General features: G+C 62.2%; 15 protein-coding genes. 8 read left to right on the plus strand and 7 right to left on the minus strand.

Annotated features, from left to right (window positions below):
- The first annotated feature begins 86 nt into the window (after positions 1 to 86).
- The 4 genes from dnaE to VHO05_RS02810 all read left to right on the plus strand — a co-directional run bounded on the left by dnaE (position 87) and on the right by VHO05_RS02810 (position 5,978).
- Positions 87 to 3,635 (plus strand): DNA polymerase III subunit alpha, encoded by a 3,549-nt coding sequence (gene dnaE / locus VHO05_RS02795; RefSeq protein ID WP_329645089.1) that lies wholly within the window; start codon positions 87 to 89, stop codon positions 3,633 to 3,635.
- A 58-nt stretch (positions 3,636 to 3,693) separates the two neighbouring features.
- Complete coding sequence (locus VHO05_RS02800) at positions 3,694 to 4,419, plus strand: hypothetical protein (RefSeq protein WP_329645090.1); 726 nt, start codon at positions 3,694 to 3,696, stop codon at positions 4,417 to 4,419.
- A gap of 237 nt (positions 4,420 to 4,656) precedes the next feature.
- Complete coding sequence (locus tag VHO05_RS02805) at positions 4,657 to 5,373, plus strand: rhomboid family intramembrane serine protease (protein ID WP_329645091.1); 717 nt, start codon at positions 4,657 to 4,659, stop codon at positions 5,371 to 5,373.
- A 197-nt stretch (positions 5,374 to 5,570) separates the two neighbouring features.
- Positions 5,571 to 5,978 carry a hypothetical protein gene (locus VHO05_RS02810; RefSeq protein WP_329645092.1) on the plus strand — a complete coding sequence of 136 codons (408 nt, stop codon included), beginning with the start codon at positions 5,571 to 5,573 and terminating at the stop codon, positions 5,976 to 5,978.
- Between the two features lie 84 nt (positions 5,979 to 6,062).
- On the opposite strand, the gene VHO05_RS02815 is transcribed toward VHO05_RS02810, so the two are convergent.
- From VHO05_RS02815 to rplU, 5 genes are all read right to left on the minus strand, one after another.
- Entirely contained in the window at positions 6,063 to 7,862 is a 1,800-nt protein-coding gene (locus tag VHO05_RS02815; protein ID WP_329645093.1) for a L,D-transpeptidase family protein, read from the minus strand.
- 493 nt (positions 7,863 to 8,355) lie between these two features.
- Positions 8,356 to 9,396: a GTPase ObgE gene (obgE, locus tag VHO05_RS02820; RefSeq protein WP_329645094.1), complete on the minus strand. Its 1,041-nt coding sequence runs from the start codon at positions 9,394 to 9,396 to the stop codon at positions 8,356 to 8,358.
- Positions 9,393 to 9,926, minus strand: coding sequence for a GNAT family N-acetyltransferase (locus VHO05_RS02825; protein ID WP_329645095.1), 534 nt, complete (start codon positions 9,924 to 9,926; stop codon positions 9,393 to 9,395). The genes obgE and VHO05_RS02825 overlap by 4 nt, the downstream gene beginning before the upstream one ends.
- 166 nt (positions 9,927 to 10,092) lie before the next feature.
- Positions 10,093 to 10,365: a 50S ribosomal protein L27 gene (gene rpmA / locus VHO05_RS02830; protein ID WP_329645096.1), complete on the minus strand. Its 273-nt coding sequence runs from the start codon at positions 10,363 to 10,365 to the stop codon at positions 10,093 to 10,095.
- Positions 10,366 to 10,417: 52 nt separating this feature from the next.
- The gene (gene rplU / locus VHO05_RS02835) at positions 10,418 to 10,729 is read right to left on the minus strand and encodes a 50S ribosomal protein L21 (RefSeq protein WP_329645097.1); all 312 of its coding nucleotides are present in this window, start codon (positions 10,727 to 10,729) and stop codon (positions 10,418 to 10,420) included.
- Between the two features lie 259 nt (positions 10,730 to 10,988).
- Here rplU and VHO05_RS02840 point away from each other — a divergent pair, with 259 nt between their 5' ends.
- The 3 genes from VHO05_RS02840 (at position 10,989) to VHO05_RS02850 (ending at position 12,695) form a co-directional block, all read left to right on the plus strand.
- On the plus strand, positions 10,989 to 11,456 hold the full coding sequence (locus VHO05_RS02840; RefSeq protein ID WP_329645098.1) for a TerB family tellurite resistance protein: 468 nt from the start codon (positions 10,989 to 10,991) through the stop codon (positions 11,454 to 11,456).
- A 97-nt stretch (positions 11,457 to 11,553) separates the two neighbouring features.
- Positions 11,554 to 12,102 (plus strand): methylated-DNA--[protein]-cysteine S-methyltransferase, encoded by a 549-nt coding sequence (locus VHO05_RS02845; RefSeq protein ID WP_329645099.1) that lies wholly within the window; start codon positions 11,554 to 11,556, stop codon positions 12,100 to 12,102.
- Between the two features lie 122 nt (positions 12,103 to 12,224).
- Positions 12,225 to 12,695 carry a hypothetical protein gene (locus VHO05_RS02850; RefSeq protein ID WP_329645100.1) on the plus strand — a complete coding sequence of 157 codons (471 nt, stop codon included), beginning with the start codon at positions 12,225 to 12,227 and terminating at the stop codon, positions 12,693 to 12,695.
- A 65-nt stretch (positions 12,696 to 12,760) separates the two neighbouring features.
- Here VHO05_RS02850 and gdhA read toward each other — a convergent pair whose 3' ends face one another.
- Together gdhA and VHO05_RS02860 are read right to left on the minus strand one after the other, a co-directional pair.
- Positions 12,761 to 14,104, minus strand: a complete 1,344-nt coding sequence (gdhA, locus tag VHO05_RS02855) for an NADP-specific glutamate dehydrogenase (RefSeq protein ID WP_329645101.1) — start codon at positions 14,102 to 14,104, stop codon at positions 12,761 to 12,763.
- Between the two features lie 199 nt (positions 14,105 to 14,303).
- Positions 14,304 to 14,552 (minus strand): hypothetical protein, encoded by a 249-nt coding sequence (locus tag VHO05_RS02860; RefSeq protein ID WP_329645102.1) that lies wholly within the window; start codon positions 14,550 to 14,552, stop codon positions 14,304 to 14,306.
- Between the two features lie 143 nt (positions 14,553 to 14,695).
- Here VHO05_RS02860 and VHO05_RS02865 point away from each other — a divergent pair, with 143 nt between their 5' ends.
- Positions 14,696 to 14,974: a hypothetical protein gene (locus tag VHO05_RS02865; RefSeq protein WP_329645103.1), complete on the plus strand. Its 279-nt coding sequence runs from the start codon at positions 14,696 to 14,698 to the stop codon at positions 14,972 to 14,974.
- Positions 14,975 to 14,976 lie beyond the last annotated feature (2 nt).

A 14,976-nucleotide genomic window follows, 5' to 3' on the forward strand; every position in this document is an offset into this window, starting at 1 on the left:
GCTTCCCCGGACCGGGCTCCGAATCGGGCTAGACCGGTTCACGCGACCCGAATTTTCGTCATTGTACGGCACCCTAAAGGACACGAATGACCGCTGCGCCGACGCTTCCCAAATTCGTTCACCTCAAGGTGCACTCGGCCTATTCACTGCTCGAGGGGGCCTTGCCGATCGGAAAGCTCGCCAAGCTCGCCGAGAAGGCGGAGATGCCGGCGATTGCGCTGACGGACACGAACAACCTCTTCGGTGCGCTCGAATTCTCGGACAAGCTTTCCGGCGCGGGCATCCAGCCGATTGCTGGCGCGACCTACGACATCGACTTCGGCGACGCCGCACCACCGACCGGGCCTGGCGCGCTCCTGCGCCCCGCGCAGAATGCCGCCCCTGTTCGGCCTGCAGGCCCGCTTGCGCTGCTCGCTGCCAGCCCCGAGGGGTATGCCAATCTCATCAAGCTCGGCAGCCAAGCTTTCCTGTTGCCCGATCCTACGGAGCCGACGCACGTTCGCATCGATGCGTTGGAGGCCCACCGCGAAGGACTGATTGTTTTGACGGGCGGCCCGCTCGGCCCCATCGGTCGCGCTTTGAGCGATGGACAGATCGATCTCGCACGCGAGCGTCTTGTCCGGCTCAATCGCATCTTCGAAGGCAATCTCTACATCGAGCTGCAGCGCCACGGCCTGCGGTTCGAGGAGGAAATCGAGCCGCAGCTCATCGCGCTCGCCTACGAGCTGAACATCCCGCTCGTGGCAACGAACGAGGTGTACTTCGCCACACCCGACGACTACGAGGCCCACGACGCACTGCTCTGCATCGCCGAAGGCCGTATGGTGACGGAGGACGATCGCCGCCGCGTCTCGCGCGATCACTACTTCAAAACCGCCGATGAAATGGCGACGCTGTTCGCCGACCTGCCGGAGGCGCTCGAAAGCACGATCGAGATCGCGCAACGCTGCGCCTATCGCCCGCTTGGCCGCAAGCCGATCCTGCCACGCTTCGTCTCCGCGGCCGACGCCGCTGGAATGAGCGACGAGGAACAGCTTGCTGCCGAAGCCGCTGAACTCAAGCGTCAGGCGGAAGAAGGGCTTCGTGCTCGCCTCGCCGCCAATGAGCTCGCGGAGGGATTCACGCGGGAGGACTACGAGAAGCGCCTCGACTACGAGCTCGGCATCATCGCCCGCATGAAGTTCCCAGGCTACTTTCTCATCGTGGCCGACTTCATCAAGTGGTCGAAGGCCAATGAGGTGCCGGTAGGACCGGGCCGTGGCTCGGGTGCAGGCTCTCTCGTCGCCTGGGCGTTGACGATTACCGATCTCGATCCGCTTCGGTTTGGACTGCTGTTCGAGCGCTTCTTGAACCCCGAACGCGTATCGATGCCGGACTTCGATATCGACTTCTGCCAGGAGCGGCGCGATCGCACGATCCGCTACGTGCAGGAGAAGTACGGCACGGACCGCGTCGCGCAGATCATCACGCACGGCAAGCTGCAGGCGCGCGCGGTGCTGCGCGACGTCGGCCGTGTGCTGCAAATGCCCTACGGCCAGGTCGATCGCCTCTGCAAACTGGTACCGAACAACCCGGCCAACCCCGTCACGTTGCCGGAGGCCATCGAGGGCGAGCCCAAGCTGCAGGAAGAGCGCGACAACGATCCCTTGGTCGCGCGCCTGCTCGAGATCGCCCAGAAGCTCGAGGGCCTCTACCGCCACGCCTCCACGCACGCCGCCGGCATGGTGATCGGCGACCGGCCGCTCGACGAGCTGGTGCCACTCTACCGCGATCCGAAGTCGAACATGCCCGTCACGCAGTTCAACTGGAAGATGGTCGAGGCGGCAGGCCTCGTGAAGTTCGACTTCCTCGGCCTCAAAACGTTGACGGTTCTCACCAAGGCCGTCGAACTCGTGAAGCGCGGCCGAGGCATCGAGATCGACCTGCTAGCGCTTCCGTTCGACGACAAGCCGTCGTACCAGCTGCTCGCAAAGGCCGACACCGCCGGCGTGTTCCAGCTCGAAAGTACGGGCATGCGCGAAAGCTTGAAGCGGCTGAAGCCCGACCGCTTCGAGGACATTATCGCCATGGTGGCGCTCTACCGCCCTGGCCCCATGGACAACATTCCGACCTACATCAACCGCAAGCACGGCGAGGAGCCGGTCGACTGTCTGAATCCCTTGCTCGAGGGCATCCTGAAAGAGACCTATGGCGTCATCATCTACCAGGAGCAGGTGATGCAGATTGCTCAGGTAATGGCAGGCTACTCGCTCGGAGAAGCCGACCTTCTGCGCCGCGCCATGGGCAAAAAAGACAAGAATGAAATGGCCAAGCAGCAGGCGCGCTTCGTCGAGGGCGCACTGAAGAACGGCGTCAAGAAAGACGAGGCCGTCTACATCTTCGAGCTGGTCGATAAATTCGCGGGCTACGGCTTCAACAAGTCTCACGCCGCCGCCTACGCACTCGTGAGCTATCACACGGCCTACATGAAGGCAAACTTCCGCGAGGAGTTCCTGGCGGCCTCCATGACGCTCGACGCCGGTAACACCGACAAGCTCGCCATGTTCGCCGCCGAGGCGAAGAAGAGCGGCATCCGCGTGCTGCCGCCGTGCGTCAACAATTCCGGCGTCGAGTTCTCGGCGGAGCCACCGAAGAAGGGCGAGGAGCACGGCGCCATCCGCTACGCGCTCGCCGCGCTCAAGAATATCGGCGCGTCTGCCGTGGAGACCATTGTTGAGAGCCGCAACAGGAAGGGCGCCTACGCCTCGCTCGCCGACTTCGCGTCCCGCATCGATACCAAGGCGCTGAACAAACGCGCGCTTGAAACGCTCTCTGCCGCCGGTGCCTTCGACGTTTTTGAGAAGAACCGCGGACTCGTTCACGCCAACGTCGAGCAGATGATGACGGAAGCCGGCAAGAAGGCCGACGACGAGCAGACCGGGCAAGGGAGTTTGTTGGGCGGCATGGAGACCGGCGCTGCGCCCGTAGTCCTAAAGCTCAAACCCGCCGAAGCCTGGACGCCGATGGAGAAGCTGCAGAAGGAATTCGATGCCGTCGGGTTCTTCCTCTCCGGCCATCCACTCGATCAATACGCGCGCGCCCTCGCGAAGCTCGGCGTCTCGCGCTACGTCGATTTTGAAACCGCGAGCGCGCGCGGCGTCACGGCCGGCCGCTTGGCGGGCATCGTCATTTCCGCGCGCGAGCGCCGCTCGCAAAAAGGAAACAAGTTCGCGTTCGCGATGTTCTCCGACACGAGCGGTCAATTTGAAGCCGTCATTTTCTCAGACACGCTCGCCGCTGCTCGAAACCTTCTGGAATCCGGTACCGCCGTGCTTCTGAGCGTGGAAGGCGAGCGGGATGGCGATGCGCTGAAAATGCGCGTCCAGGATGTGAAATCGCTCGACGATGCGGTTGAGCAAATTCCGCGCGCCGTCCGCATAGTTCTCGATGGTGACACACTGGGGCGCAACACCGCGGCACTTGAGCAACTGAAGTCGCTTCTGCGTCCCGGAAAAGCAGAAGCCACGATCGAGCTTCAGCTTGCCGAGTACGAGCGCCCAGTCCCGATCTTGCCGAAAGGGAAATACGATCTCTCGGCGAAGACAATAGGCCGCATCTCGACTCTGCCGGGCGTCCTCGAAGTGACAGAAACCTGACGTAAACGGGCCTCTGAAGCAGCCGGAACCAAGAAGCCGGTGCAGCGTTCTTGAGGCCATGCTCTATACATTGGGTCCAAATCTCTTTCGGGGCATTTCGGGCGGGGATGACACATCCACCGAGTTCTTGCGTATCGACGGTGATCCGCACGGAACGGTGATCTGCTGCCTCCCTTGGCTCATGCCCTACAAGCTCGCGGTGGGACGGCGCATTGTTCCGCGCAACTTCCTCGCGTGCTATGAGATGCCGCGCGCCATCGTGAGCTCTGAACCCGAGGTTTGCGTACGAGCAGTCGAGCGCTTGATCGAGGACATGACGCGTGTTTTCAAACGCTCGCGTCTGCAGCCCTCACAGCTTCTCGTTGTCGGATTGAGCATCGGAAACGCGGTTGCGACCGCGTTCGCCAATCGCATCGGGGCCCGCTTGTGCTCCATTTCTTCGGCCGATAGAGGGGATTTGACTCTCTGGGAGAGCCCCGCGTCCCGTCACGTGAGAGAGCTCGCCGAAGCCAAAGGGTACAGGCTTAGCGACTTCACTCAGGCCCTCGAAGGCCTGCACACGGTGCAGAACCTCGAAAATCTCGCTTCGGGAAGCCGGTTTGTGGTGAGCTTGCGCGATGAGCTGATCCCGCAGCCGCGCCGTGAAGGTTTGATCCAGGCCGTTCATCGCGTCCTTCCGGCGGCCGAGATCACGTATCTCGACGCAGGCCATTTCGGGACGATGATCGAGACCATTCGGGCAGGCCTCGGCGAGCCGGCGAATGTACAACTGGCCCGCGCGTGAGCTGTGGCGCGTGTGAGGATCGAGAAATTCGCTATCCTCAGCGACGAGGGGCCGAGCGAAAGTCTCGAATGGAAGCACACGAGCAAGTCTATGATTCTAGTGTCCCTTATGAGTCCGAAGTTCGCTCCGAACCGGGCGATGAACTCCGGCTGGCTTCGGATCTAGGACACTAGCCCGCCGCAGAAGCGTGCGGAAATCCTGCCACACCTTAAAACCCTTCGTGAATCGTGCTCCAGTATGAGGGATGCACCCGGCGGATGTGTTGGTCGGGCGATCCTGAAGCTCGAGGGCGCACAGATGTTCCCGATCGGCGACGATGATACCGCGCGGCGCAGCACACCCGTCGTCACCTATGTGCTGATTGCCATCAACGTGGCGGTCTTCCTCCTTGAGCTGCAGGCAGGAGATCGCTTCATTCAAGACTGGGCCTTCATTCCCGCGCGCTTCTCGGAGCATGGCGGCACCGATTGGGTGACCATCCTGTCGGCCATGTTCATGCATGGCGGCTGGCTGCATCTCGGCGGCAACATGCTCTACCTCTGGATCTTCGGCGACAATGTCGAAGACCGGCTTGGCCACGTGCGTTATCTGCTGTTCTATCTTGCTGCAGGACTTGCCGCGACATTCGCGCAATACTGGGTCAACCCCGGCTCGGCTGTTCCGAATGTCGGCGCGTCCGGCGCGATCGCAGGCGTACTCGGCGCCTATTTGCTGATGTTTCCGAAGGCGCGCGTTGATGTGCTTCTCGGCCGCCAAATCGTGGCCATGCCGGCGTTTCTCGTGCTCGGATTTTGGATTGCGCTTCAGCTCGTGAGCGGTGTCGGATCCATCGCGGACACGGCTCAAACCGATCAGGGCGGCGTGGCCTACATGGCGCACGTTGGCGGCTTCGTTGCTGGGCTCGTAATGGGGGCCATCTTCGGCGGCCTGCGCCGACCCACCGACGTGGCGTAGCGACCATTCTCGGTTCTGTCGCTCTGCTGCATAGATTGCCCGAGGATCACGCGGAAGTATTCCTTGTGATGTTGCAAAGTTTCACTTAGCCTTCAGGAACAATAAGAACGAACGGCCTGCATGGGACGGACACGTTTGGGTTGGGCATGCGGTGCTGACGCGGCGTGATGTTCCGTCTCGAACCCTTGGAGGTCCAAATGCCTGATGGCGGCGTCTCCCGAGCTTTTTCCCTGAAAAAGATCGCTGTTCTGACTGCGCTCGGCGCGGTCTTCGCGGCCCACGGCGCGTCCGCCGGCGGCGAACAAGCGGAACGCGTGCGCGGCTATTTCTGCAACGCCGAGGCGGACCAGATCGCTTTCTTGAACTTCAAGGCCCGCGGCGAGACCGAGATCATGGCGGCGAATGCCGTCAATAAGCAGATCGCCAAGATGTCCTGCGCGCCATACCTGCCCGCCATGGCCATTCCGGGCAAGGAACAGACCGTGATGAAGGACGGGCTTGTCTACAAGCTTCAGAGCTTCACGTTCCTGCCGGAGAAGGTTGAACGGTGGAGCGGAACGGTGCTCGGCTCGCTTCAGGTGACCACCAAGGACCAGGACATCTGACCGAGCCGTCTTTTCCATCAAACGCAAAGACCCCGGCCAATTGCTTGGCCGGGGTCTTTTGTTGTCACGTGAGAGTCTGCCGACTTACCAGACGGTGGACTTACCGCCGCCGACCCGCTTCTTCTTCGTCTGCGAGTTGGAGTATGACGAGCAGAAGAAGAAGCATCCGCCGCTGCTTTCGTTGACCACTTCCACCGGACGCGGCGTGGGCTTCGTGATCTTCGCGACGACTTCCGGCATCTGCACGATGAAGTCCGTGCCAGCATACTTGGTCTCGCTCTTTGAGACGTCATAGCTCGAGACGATCAGAGTGGAACCCGGCTTGACGACCTCGGCGAGCTTTGCCGAAACGTCCGGCGACAGCTTGATGCGATCCAGCGTGCGCGTGGCTTTGGCAGCGTCGGTCGGCGCCGGCATCGCGATCGGCTGCTCCGGAGCTTTCTTTTTGCGCGAACCGGTGTCCTCGTTGTACGCGGGGAGGCCGGTCGAATACTCGTTGACTTCGGTTGCGGTCCACCTGAGCGCGGTCTTAGTGCCGTCCTTCCAATCCACGGCGGAGAAGATGAACGTGTCGAGCGGAACCTCCGGATTCTCAATCGTCGCCTGTGCTTCCACTACGAGCTCGAAGCCCTGGCGCACTTGCACCATTCCGGTCTGCGAGCTGACGAACACCGACACGGGCAGCGCGCGGTTTTCTTCCCGCCGGTCGAAGGCCGCCACGGCCTTCTTCGCGGAAGCCTCGGCGTTTGCCGCTTCCTTGATTTCGGCCTTGGCAGCCTTCAGGGCATTCTGAGCGGAAGTGATGGCCGCTTCCGCCGCCTTGGCGTCGTTTGCTGCGGTCTTGGCCGCCGCGGCAGCGCGCTCGGCCGCCTCGGTCGCCGGCGCAATGCGGGCGCGCTCTTCGGCCTCCTGCGTGCGCAGCTCTTCGAGCTTGTCGGCGCGGATCTTGGATTCGTTCTTCGGAATGCGCGCAACGATCGACTTGATCTTGCGTTCCTGAGAATGGAGCTCGCCCTTGGCCTTGCTCGCCTCTCGGGCAGCCTTGGCGGCGGCGTTCCGTGCCTCCTTGGCAGCGGTGCGCGCATCGCCGAGTGCCTTGAGAGCGGACCTCTCGCCCTCGGCAGCAGCCGTGCGGCGATCGCCGGCCTTGGCAATGCCATCGACAAGCGTCTGCCGCTCGGCGCGGCGGGCGTCCGCTGCGCTTTCGAGGGTGCGGCCAGCCGGTTCGGTCGCCGCGTGCGCTGAGGTTACCCCGAGCACCGCTTCGGCGACGTCGACGCCGACCTTCACGGCGCGTGAGCCTGCGTCCGCATGGTCGCGGAGCGCGCCGGTCTTGCTGGTAACGGACGGAAGAGCGCTGAACAGGAGCGAATGCTCGAAAGCAACTGGAGCATTGACGTCAGGAGCAATGACGACACGCTGGTTGATGTCCGTCATGCCGAAGAAGCGGCGGGCAAAATCGTACGGCAGACGGACGCACCCGCCCGAAGCCGGATAGCCGGGAATAACGCCGCCATGGAGTGCGATGCCCGTCATGGTGAGGCGCTGCATGTGAGGCATTTTGGCGTCGAGATAGATATTCGACGTGTGGTCGATCTTCTTCTCGAGAATGCTGTAGATGCCCTTGGGGGTCTCATGGCCGGTGCGGCCCGAGGAAACGCGGGTCTGCACGACTAGGCCGTTGGCATCGTAGACGTACATGCGCTGCTGGTTGAGCGACACGAGCGACATCAGCGGCCCCTGAGTCGCGATAGGCTTTACCGGTTCGGACGCCACGCGCGGCTTCTGTGGTGACCGCCGTTCGACCTGAGCTTCTGCCGAACCAGCCGTAAATTGAGTGAAGATGGCGAGCGCGAGAGACGCGCAGCCGAGACGCAACAACATTTCTTTCGCCCCCAAGCGATGGGAAGACCAATAAAGCACCGTGCACCCCCTGAATGCGCGAGAAAACCGGAGCGATGTCAGGCTTTAGGTGCCCTCTGCAACGGTTAATTTGTGGATCATGATGAGTTCGACTTCAATAGGTTACCTAGCATGAGTTATCGAATTGTCTCCGCTTGTACCGAAATTTGCGGCCACTCGCGGATCGTATCCGCAACACGCACAGTCTCGGCACGGACAGATGCCGAGATGTTTCGCTAGCAATGAAGTGTGAAAGCCTTGAGGCCGTTGCAAACCCGGACGGAGACGTATGGGGTTGCCCTTAGACGCGCACGGATTAAGCGCGACCATGATCGCTCGGGCCCTGGTCGCCCCGATCATCGCGCCGCCTATCAGGCGCGACGTGAATCGGCGGCGCAGAAAAAGTCCGAAGCGCAATTCACTGATCTCATCAAAGACCTGGAGCGTGATTTCGATTCAATCGAACAATTACGCTCTAGGGGCGCCAAGGCTTGCGTTCAGCCTCAGCCGCCTCAAGTTCGTGCGAGTGGGCGCGGGTGATCTCGCGCGTCAAAGCGTAGAGCGCTTCTTTGACGCCGGAACCTGACACAGCCGAAAGCGCGAGCGGCTTCTTCCGTGCGGCCTTCTGCAGGTCAGCGAGGCGAGCTGCAAGGGTTTCCTCGTCGAGCGCATCGATCTTCGAGAGCGCCACGATCTCTTTCTTCTTGGCGAGGTCGCCGTCGTAGGCCTTGAGTTCCTTGCGCACGGTCCGATAGGCGCCGGCGACGTCTTCCTGCGTCGCGTCGACCAGATGGAGCAGCACCTGCGTGCGCTCCACGTGACCGAGGAAGCGCGTGCCGAGGCCCGCACCTTCGTGGGCGCCTTCGATCAAGCCCGGAATGTCGGCAAGGACGAAATCTTTCTCGCCCGCGCGGACCACGCCGAGGTTCGGATGCAGCGTCGTGAACGGGTAGTCGGCGATTTTCGGCTTGGCCGCGGAGACTGCAGCGAGGAATGTCGATTTACCGGCGTTGGGAAGCCCCACGAGGCCCGCATCGGCGATGAGCTTGAGGCGCAGCCAAATCGTCAGCTCGCCGCCTGGCAGCCCCGGATTGGCATGCCGCGGCGCCTGGTTCGTCGCGCTCTTGAAGTGCGCGTTGCCGAAGCCGCCGTTACCGCCGTGCGCCACGACGAAACGCTGCCCGACCTCGGTCATCTCGGCGAGGACAGTTTCCTGATCTTCAGCGAGAACCACGGTTCCGGGCGGCACCTTCACGATGCAGTCCTTTCCGTTGGCACCCGCGCGGTTCTTGCCCGCGCCGTTGATGCCGCGTTCGGCCTTGAAGTGCTGCTGGTAGCGATAGTCGATGAGTGTATTGAGATTTTCGACACACAGGATCACGACGTCGCCGCCGTTACCACCATCGCCGCCATCCGGTCCGCCGAACTCGATGAACTTTTCTCGGCGGAAGCCGATGCAGCCGTCACCGCCGTCGCCGGCCTTGATGTAGATCTTCGCGAGATCGAGAAACTTCATGCCGTGAGCCTCCACAGCATCGCCACCATCGGGCGATTGAGTTCATAAGAGCGCGTGGGAACCTCTGCCTGTCGCGCGTCGCACCAGGCCGACGTCACGCCGTTGGGCTTGAATCCGAGTTTTCGGATGACGCGCTCGGACGCGGGATTGTCTTCGAAGTGGCAGCATGTCAGCCGCTTGAAGCCGGCGCTCGTGAAGCAGTGGCGCACGAGCGCGCGGGCGGCTTCCGTCGCAAAGCCCAGTCCCCACCACGGCTTTCCGATCCAGTACCCGATCTCCGCGGACCCGTCGTCATTCTGGACGTAGCCAACGGCGCCGACAATCTGGCTCTTGAAGGTGACCGCGCGCACGAACTCGCCCGGCCCGATCGTTTCCATCCATTCGCGCGCGAGCGCTTCGGAGTAGGGAAACGGAATGCGGGCAGTCATGCGGGCCACGTCCCACTCTCCCGCGTGGCGGGCCAATTGCGGCACGTCGCTGTCTGCGAGCTCGCGTAGCACGAGCCGCCGGGTTTTGATCGGCTTTGACATGAGAGTCCGAGAGGTTGCCGTCGTGAGCATGAATGAGGGACCGAGGCCCGTTGTCAGTCCAGTGGATACCGGCTCGTCGGAGAAATTACGACGTTCATCGCGCGTTAGAATGAAAAAGGGGGGATGGCGTCCATCCCCCCTCGAAATTTGGTTGACGCGCGAGGTGCTACTCGGCCGCGTCCAGCTTGTCGGGACGCACCGAGATATAGGTCCGGCCGTTGCCCTTGGTGTTGAACTCGACCTTGCCTTCGACGACGGCAAAGATCGTGTGATCGGTGCCCATGCCGACGTTGGTGCCCGGATGCCACTGCGTGCCACGTTGGCGGCAAAGGATGTTGCCAGGAATGACGTGCTCGCCGCCGTAGCGCTTGATGCCGAGGCGCTTCGAATGTGAATCGCGGCCGTTCTTCGTTGAACCGCCGGCTTTCTTTTGTGCCATGAGGGGAAATCCTTCTTCTCGGAGCGGCGTCGTAACGCGCTCGCTTTGATGCTTAGCCCGTGATGCCCGTGATGCGGACCGTCGTCAGATCCTGACGATGACCACGCTTGCGGCGCGAGTTCTTGCGGCGGCGCTTCTTGAAGGCGATGAGCTTGGGACCGCGCGTCTGCTCGACGAGTTCGGCGGTAACCTTCGCGCCCGAAGGCAGCGACTTGCCGACCTTGATGTCCCCGCCGCTGCCCATCAGCAGCACTTCGGTGAATTCGATTTTGGCGCCGGCGTCTCCGTCGAGCTTCTCGACGGTGATGACGTCGTCCTTGGCGACACGATACTGCTTGCCGCCCGTCTTAATGACAGCGTACATGGGGCTTGCCTCTTTCCGCGCTTAAGCGCTCTGGGTCTCTTTCGCGCCCTGTGGCGCCGCGAAAAATCGCGGACTTTCAAGGGGTTGCATTGAATTGCAACTTGAGCCTCGGGCAGCGCTCTTAACGCCGCGGACCCAAAAAGCCCGCTGCGCTTGGGCCCTTATGATCGAGATGCCCTTGAAAGTCAATCTGTTGGGGGAGCGGGACCGGGCCACCTACGTTTGAGCGCGGATCTGACTAACATACCAAAGGACGACCATGATCGACCGCCTGCTTGCCTTCCTCTCGGGTCTTGAGACACCTCATCCGTCCGAAAGGACCGACGACACCCAATTCGCGGTGGCGGCCTTGCTGATCGAGGCGGGTCGCATGGACAACAATTTTGATGCCGCCGAGCGCGCAACCATCGAGCGCCTGCTGGCGGGCAAGTTCAATCTCGCGCCCCAAGCCGTCAGATCCCTGGTCGAAGCAGCCGAGCAGCGCGTCCGCCAGTCCGCGCAATACTATCCATTTACCCGCGAGATCTGTAGCCGCCTGAGCCGCGAGGAACGGGTCGAGATTCTCGAGATGCTTTGGAAGGTGGCCTACGCCGATGGCGTTCTCGACCCGTACGAAGACACGCTGCTGCGGCAGATCGCGGGTCTCATCCACGTCCCGGACCGCGACCGCGGCTTGGCCCGGCAACGCGCTCTCGAATCGCTGCAAATGGGGGACAGTCGAAGCTGAGCGCTGGAATTCGAGAGCAAGCAGCGGAGTGCGTCCGCCACCTTTGATCTGTCAGACAGGGAGCAACGTACTTAGACCGGATCGAGGAGGATCACTCATGCATCCGACGCCGCGCTTCACCCGCAAGGACTATGTTTCCAAGCGTATGCAGTCCCCGGTTGGGGAGCTGAAGCTGGTCGCCTCTGATGACGGCCTCGCAGCTGTGCTCTGGGAAAACGACAAGCCCGGCCGGGTGAGCCTCGTGGCCGAGGACGGAGATCACCCAGTGCTGCTGGAAGCAGAGCGCCAGCTCCGCGAGTACTTTGGCGGTCGCCGCAGGTCATTCGACCTCGTGCTCGACTTCGCCGGCACCGAGTTCCAGAAGAAGGTTTGGGCCGCGCTCCTCACCATTCCCTATGGCGAGACGCGCACTTATGGGCAGATTGCCTGCCAGATCGGCAGCCCGAACGCCGTGCGCGCGGTGGGCGCTGCGAACGGCCGGAACCCGATATCCATTGTGGCCCCCTGCCACCGGGTCATCGGCGCGAGCGGGGGCCTCACCGGCTTTGCCGGCGGCCTCGACAGGAAGGAGCACCTGCTGGACCTGGAAGCAGGCACCGCGGGCGTCCAGGCCCGCCTTCCCTTGGCACTGGCTCATACCATCTGAGAGCCTGGACCCTAAGCAAATTGGCCTGTTCCGGCCGGAACAGCGCCGATCGCCGTCCGGACGCATGATCGGCTCAGGGGTTAGACACCGAGCCCAAATGCTCACATCGCCGGGAGGCAAACATGAACCGGACCATTCTCACCGTCGCCGTAGCCGCTCTTTCCGCCAGCATGGTTTTCGGCTCGGCCGCCCAGGCCTGCATCTCGTGCGAATACGTCCCCGAGGTCGTCAACACGCCGGTGGGCGGCAAATCGTTCGCCGCCAAGCGCGTTGAGAAAAAGCGCATCTATGTCGCGGCCAAGGAGCTTCCGGCCCGCCCGATCAAGAAGCAGTCGATTGCCAAGGTTGAGCCCACCGTCAAGCCGGTCGAGTTCGCAGCCAAGAAGCGCGAAACGGCCAAGACCGCTCCGGTCGAAGCTAAGTCGGAGAGCAAGCCGATTGAGACGGCCTCGCTGGCCGATGAAGTAGAGACGGCGGCCGCACCGGAGCAAAAGTCCCAAGCGGCCAGCACGGAGCCGAAGGTCGCTGCGAGCGTTGGCTGCAAGAAGTTCATCCCGACAGTCGGCGTGACCGTCACGGTGCCCTGCGAATAAGTGCCAGCGTCGGCAAGGATTGAAACAGAGGCAGCCTCAAAGGCTGCCTCTGTTTCCGTTCGAGATCAGATGACGCCGAGTGCACGCACGGCTTCCGCAACGCGCGTGAAGCCTGCAATGTTCGCGCCCAGAACGTAGTTGCCCGGCGCGCCGTACTCTTCGGCCGTCCGTGCGCACCGGTCATGGATGCCGTGCATGATTTCGGACAACCGCTTCTCGGTGGTCTCGAAGCTCCACGAATCGCGCGAGGCGTTCTGCTGCATTTCGAGGGCGCTGGTCGCAACACCACCGGCGTTGGCCGCTTTGCCCGGTCCGAAAAGAACTTTTGCATCGAGGAATGCGCGTACGGCTTCCGGCGTGCAGGGCATGTTTGCGCCTTCGCCGACGGCGACGACGCCGTTCTTGATCAGGGTCTGCGCGTCCTGACCGGTTAGCTCGTTCTGCGTCGCAGACGGCATTGCGATGTCCGCCGGGACGTCCCAAACGCGGCCGTTCGGGATGAACGTGGCGCTTGCGCCGCGCAGCTTAGCGTAGTCGGAGACACGTCCGCGCCGACGCTCCTTGACCTCCTTCAGGGTGTCGAGATCGATTCCGCTCTCCTCGACCACGTAACCTTCGGAATCGGAGCAGGCGATGACGCGCCCGCCGAGCGAAGCCACTTTCTGCATGGTGTAGATCGCCACGTTGCCGGCGCCTGACACGACGACACGCTTGCCGTCGAAGCTCTGTCCGCGCGTGCGGAGCATGCACTCGACGAAGTAGACGGCCCCGTAGCCGGTCGCTTCGGTACGAACCCGCGAGCCGCCCCAGGTCAGACCCTTGCCCGTGAGAACGCCCGACTCATAGCGATTGGTCATGCGCTTGTACTGGCCGAACATATAGCCGAGTTCGCGCTGGCCGACGCCAATGTCACCGGCCGGCACGTCCGTGTGCTCGCCGATATGTCGCCCAAGCTCGGTCATGAACGACTGGCAGAAGCGCATGATCTCCGCTTCCGAGCGGCCTTTGGGATCGAAATCCGAACCGCCCTTGCCGCCGCCGATGGGCATGCCGGTGAGCGCGTTCTTGAAAGTCTGCTCAAAGCCGAGGAACTTGATCGTTCCCAGCATCACGCTCGGATGGAAGCGCAGCCCGCCCTTGTAGGGGCCGAGCGCCGAATTGAATTGCACGCGGAAACCGCGATTGATCTGGACGCGATTCTTGTCGTCCACCCACGGAACGCGGAAAATGATCTGACGCTCGGGTTCGCAGAGACGTTCGATGAGGGCGCCTTCGGCATACTCGGGATGCTTGGCCACTACGGCGCCGAGGCTGTCGAGCACCTCGCGAACCGCTTGGTGAAATTCGTCCTCTCCCGGATTGCGCCGCAGCACTTCGGCGTATATCGGCTCCAGCTTTTCGTCGAGCATCAGGCTTCCTCTTCCCGTTCCGCACGCAAAAAACAGGCGAGCCGCGCCCGCCTGTTGTCATGCCACCGACGAGCAGAGTGCCCGTCACCGAAGCTTCATGTGCCTATAGTTTGGGCAGAGGAACTTGAATTTTTGTCGCATCCTGACCGGGCGGGAAGGTGGAGTGCTCCGGCAACCGCTGGGGCACTCCGGTTAACTTCTAGAATTCGATCCAAATCCCGTTGCGCCAGTACCCGCGCCCTCGCCCTTCGCGCCAGCGGTACCTGTCCCGGTCGGCTTCGGCCCACTTCCAATTGTCGTCGTAGATCCGAAGCCCGAATTCAGGTCTGTACTCGTATTTTTCCTTTACGCGCCAGCAGTCTCCTTCATTGTTGCAGACGACGGCGGCAGACGCGCTGGTGACCATGAGGGTGCCGGCGAGAGCCAAAGCGGCCGTTTTTATGAGCATGGGCCTTTCCTCCTGCTGCTGAACGCAGACGAAACGCTCAGTCGGCAGATTTGGTTCGGGCAAATACCCCGGGTCCATGGACAGCCGGAACTATCCCGGGGGACTCTCATTCCTAGGACACAAGAACAGAAGGAGAGAGGTCCATGCGATATGTGATCTTGAGCGCGCTTGCTGTCGTCCTGTCAGCGCCGGCAATGGCGCAATCGTCCAGCGATGAAACCCTGCCGCAAAGCGCCCCTCACAGCCAGGCGCTGAAGAAGCCGGCCACCTCAGACCCGGCTGGAAATGTGAACGTGCCGGATCCAGGCGACAGCCAGGACAACCCGAGCGCATCCGAAGGCGCGTCAGCAGGCGAAAGTGGGATGGATGTGCCGGAGAATCCCGAAGATAACGACGCTCTGGAAAACAGCGAGAACAACTGAAC

The sequence above is a fragment of the Hyphomicrobium sp. genome, from assembly GCF_036262015.1.
Lineage (GTDB): Bacteria > Pseudomonadota > Alphaproteobacteria > Rhizobiales > Hyphomicrobiaceae > Hyphomicrobium_C.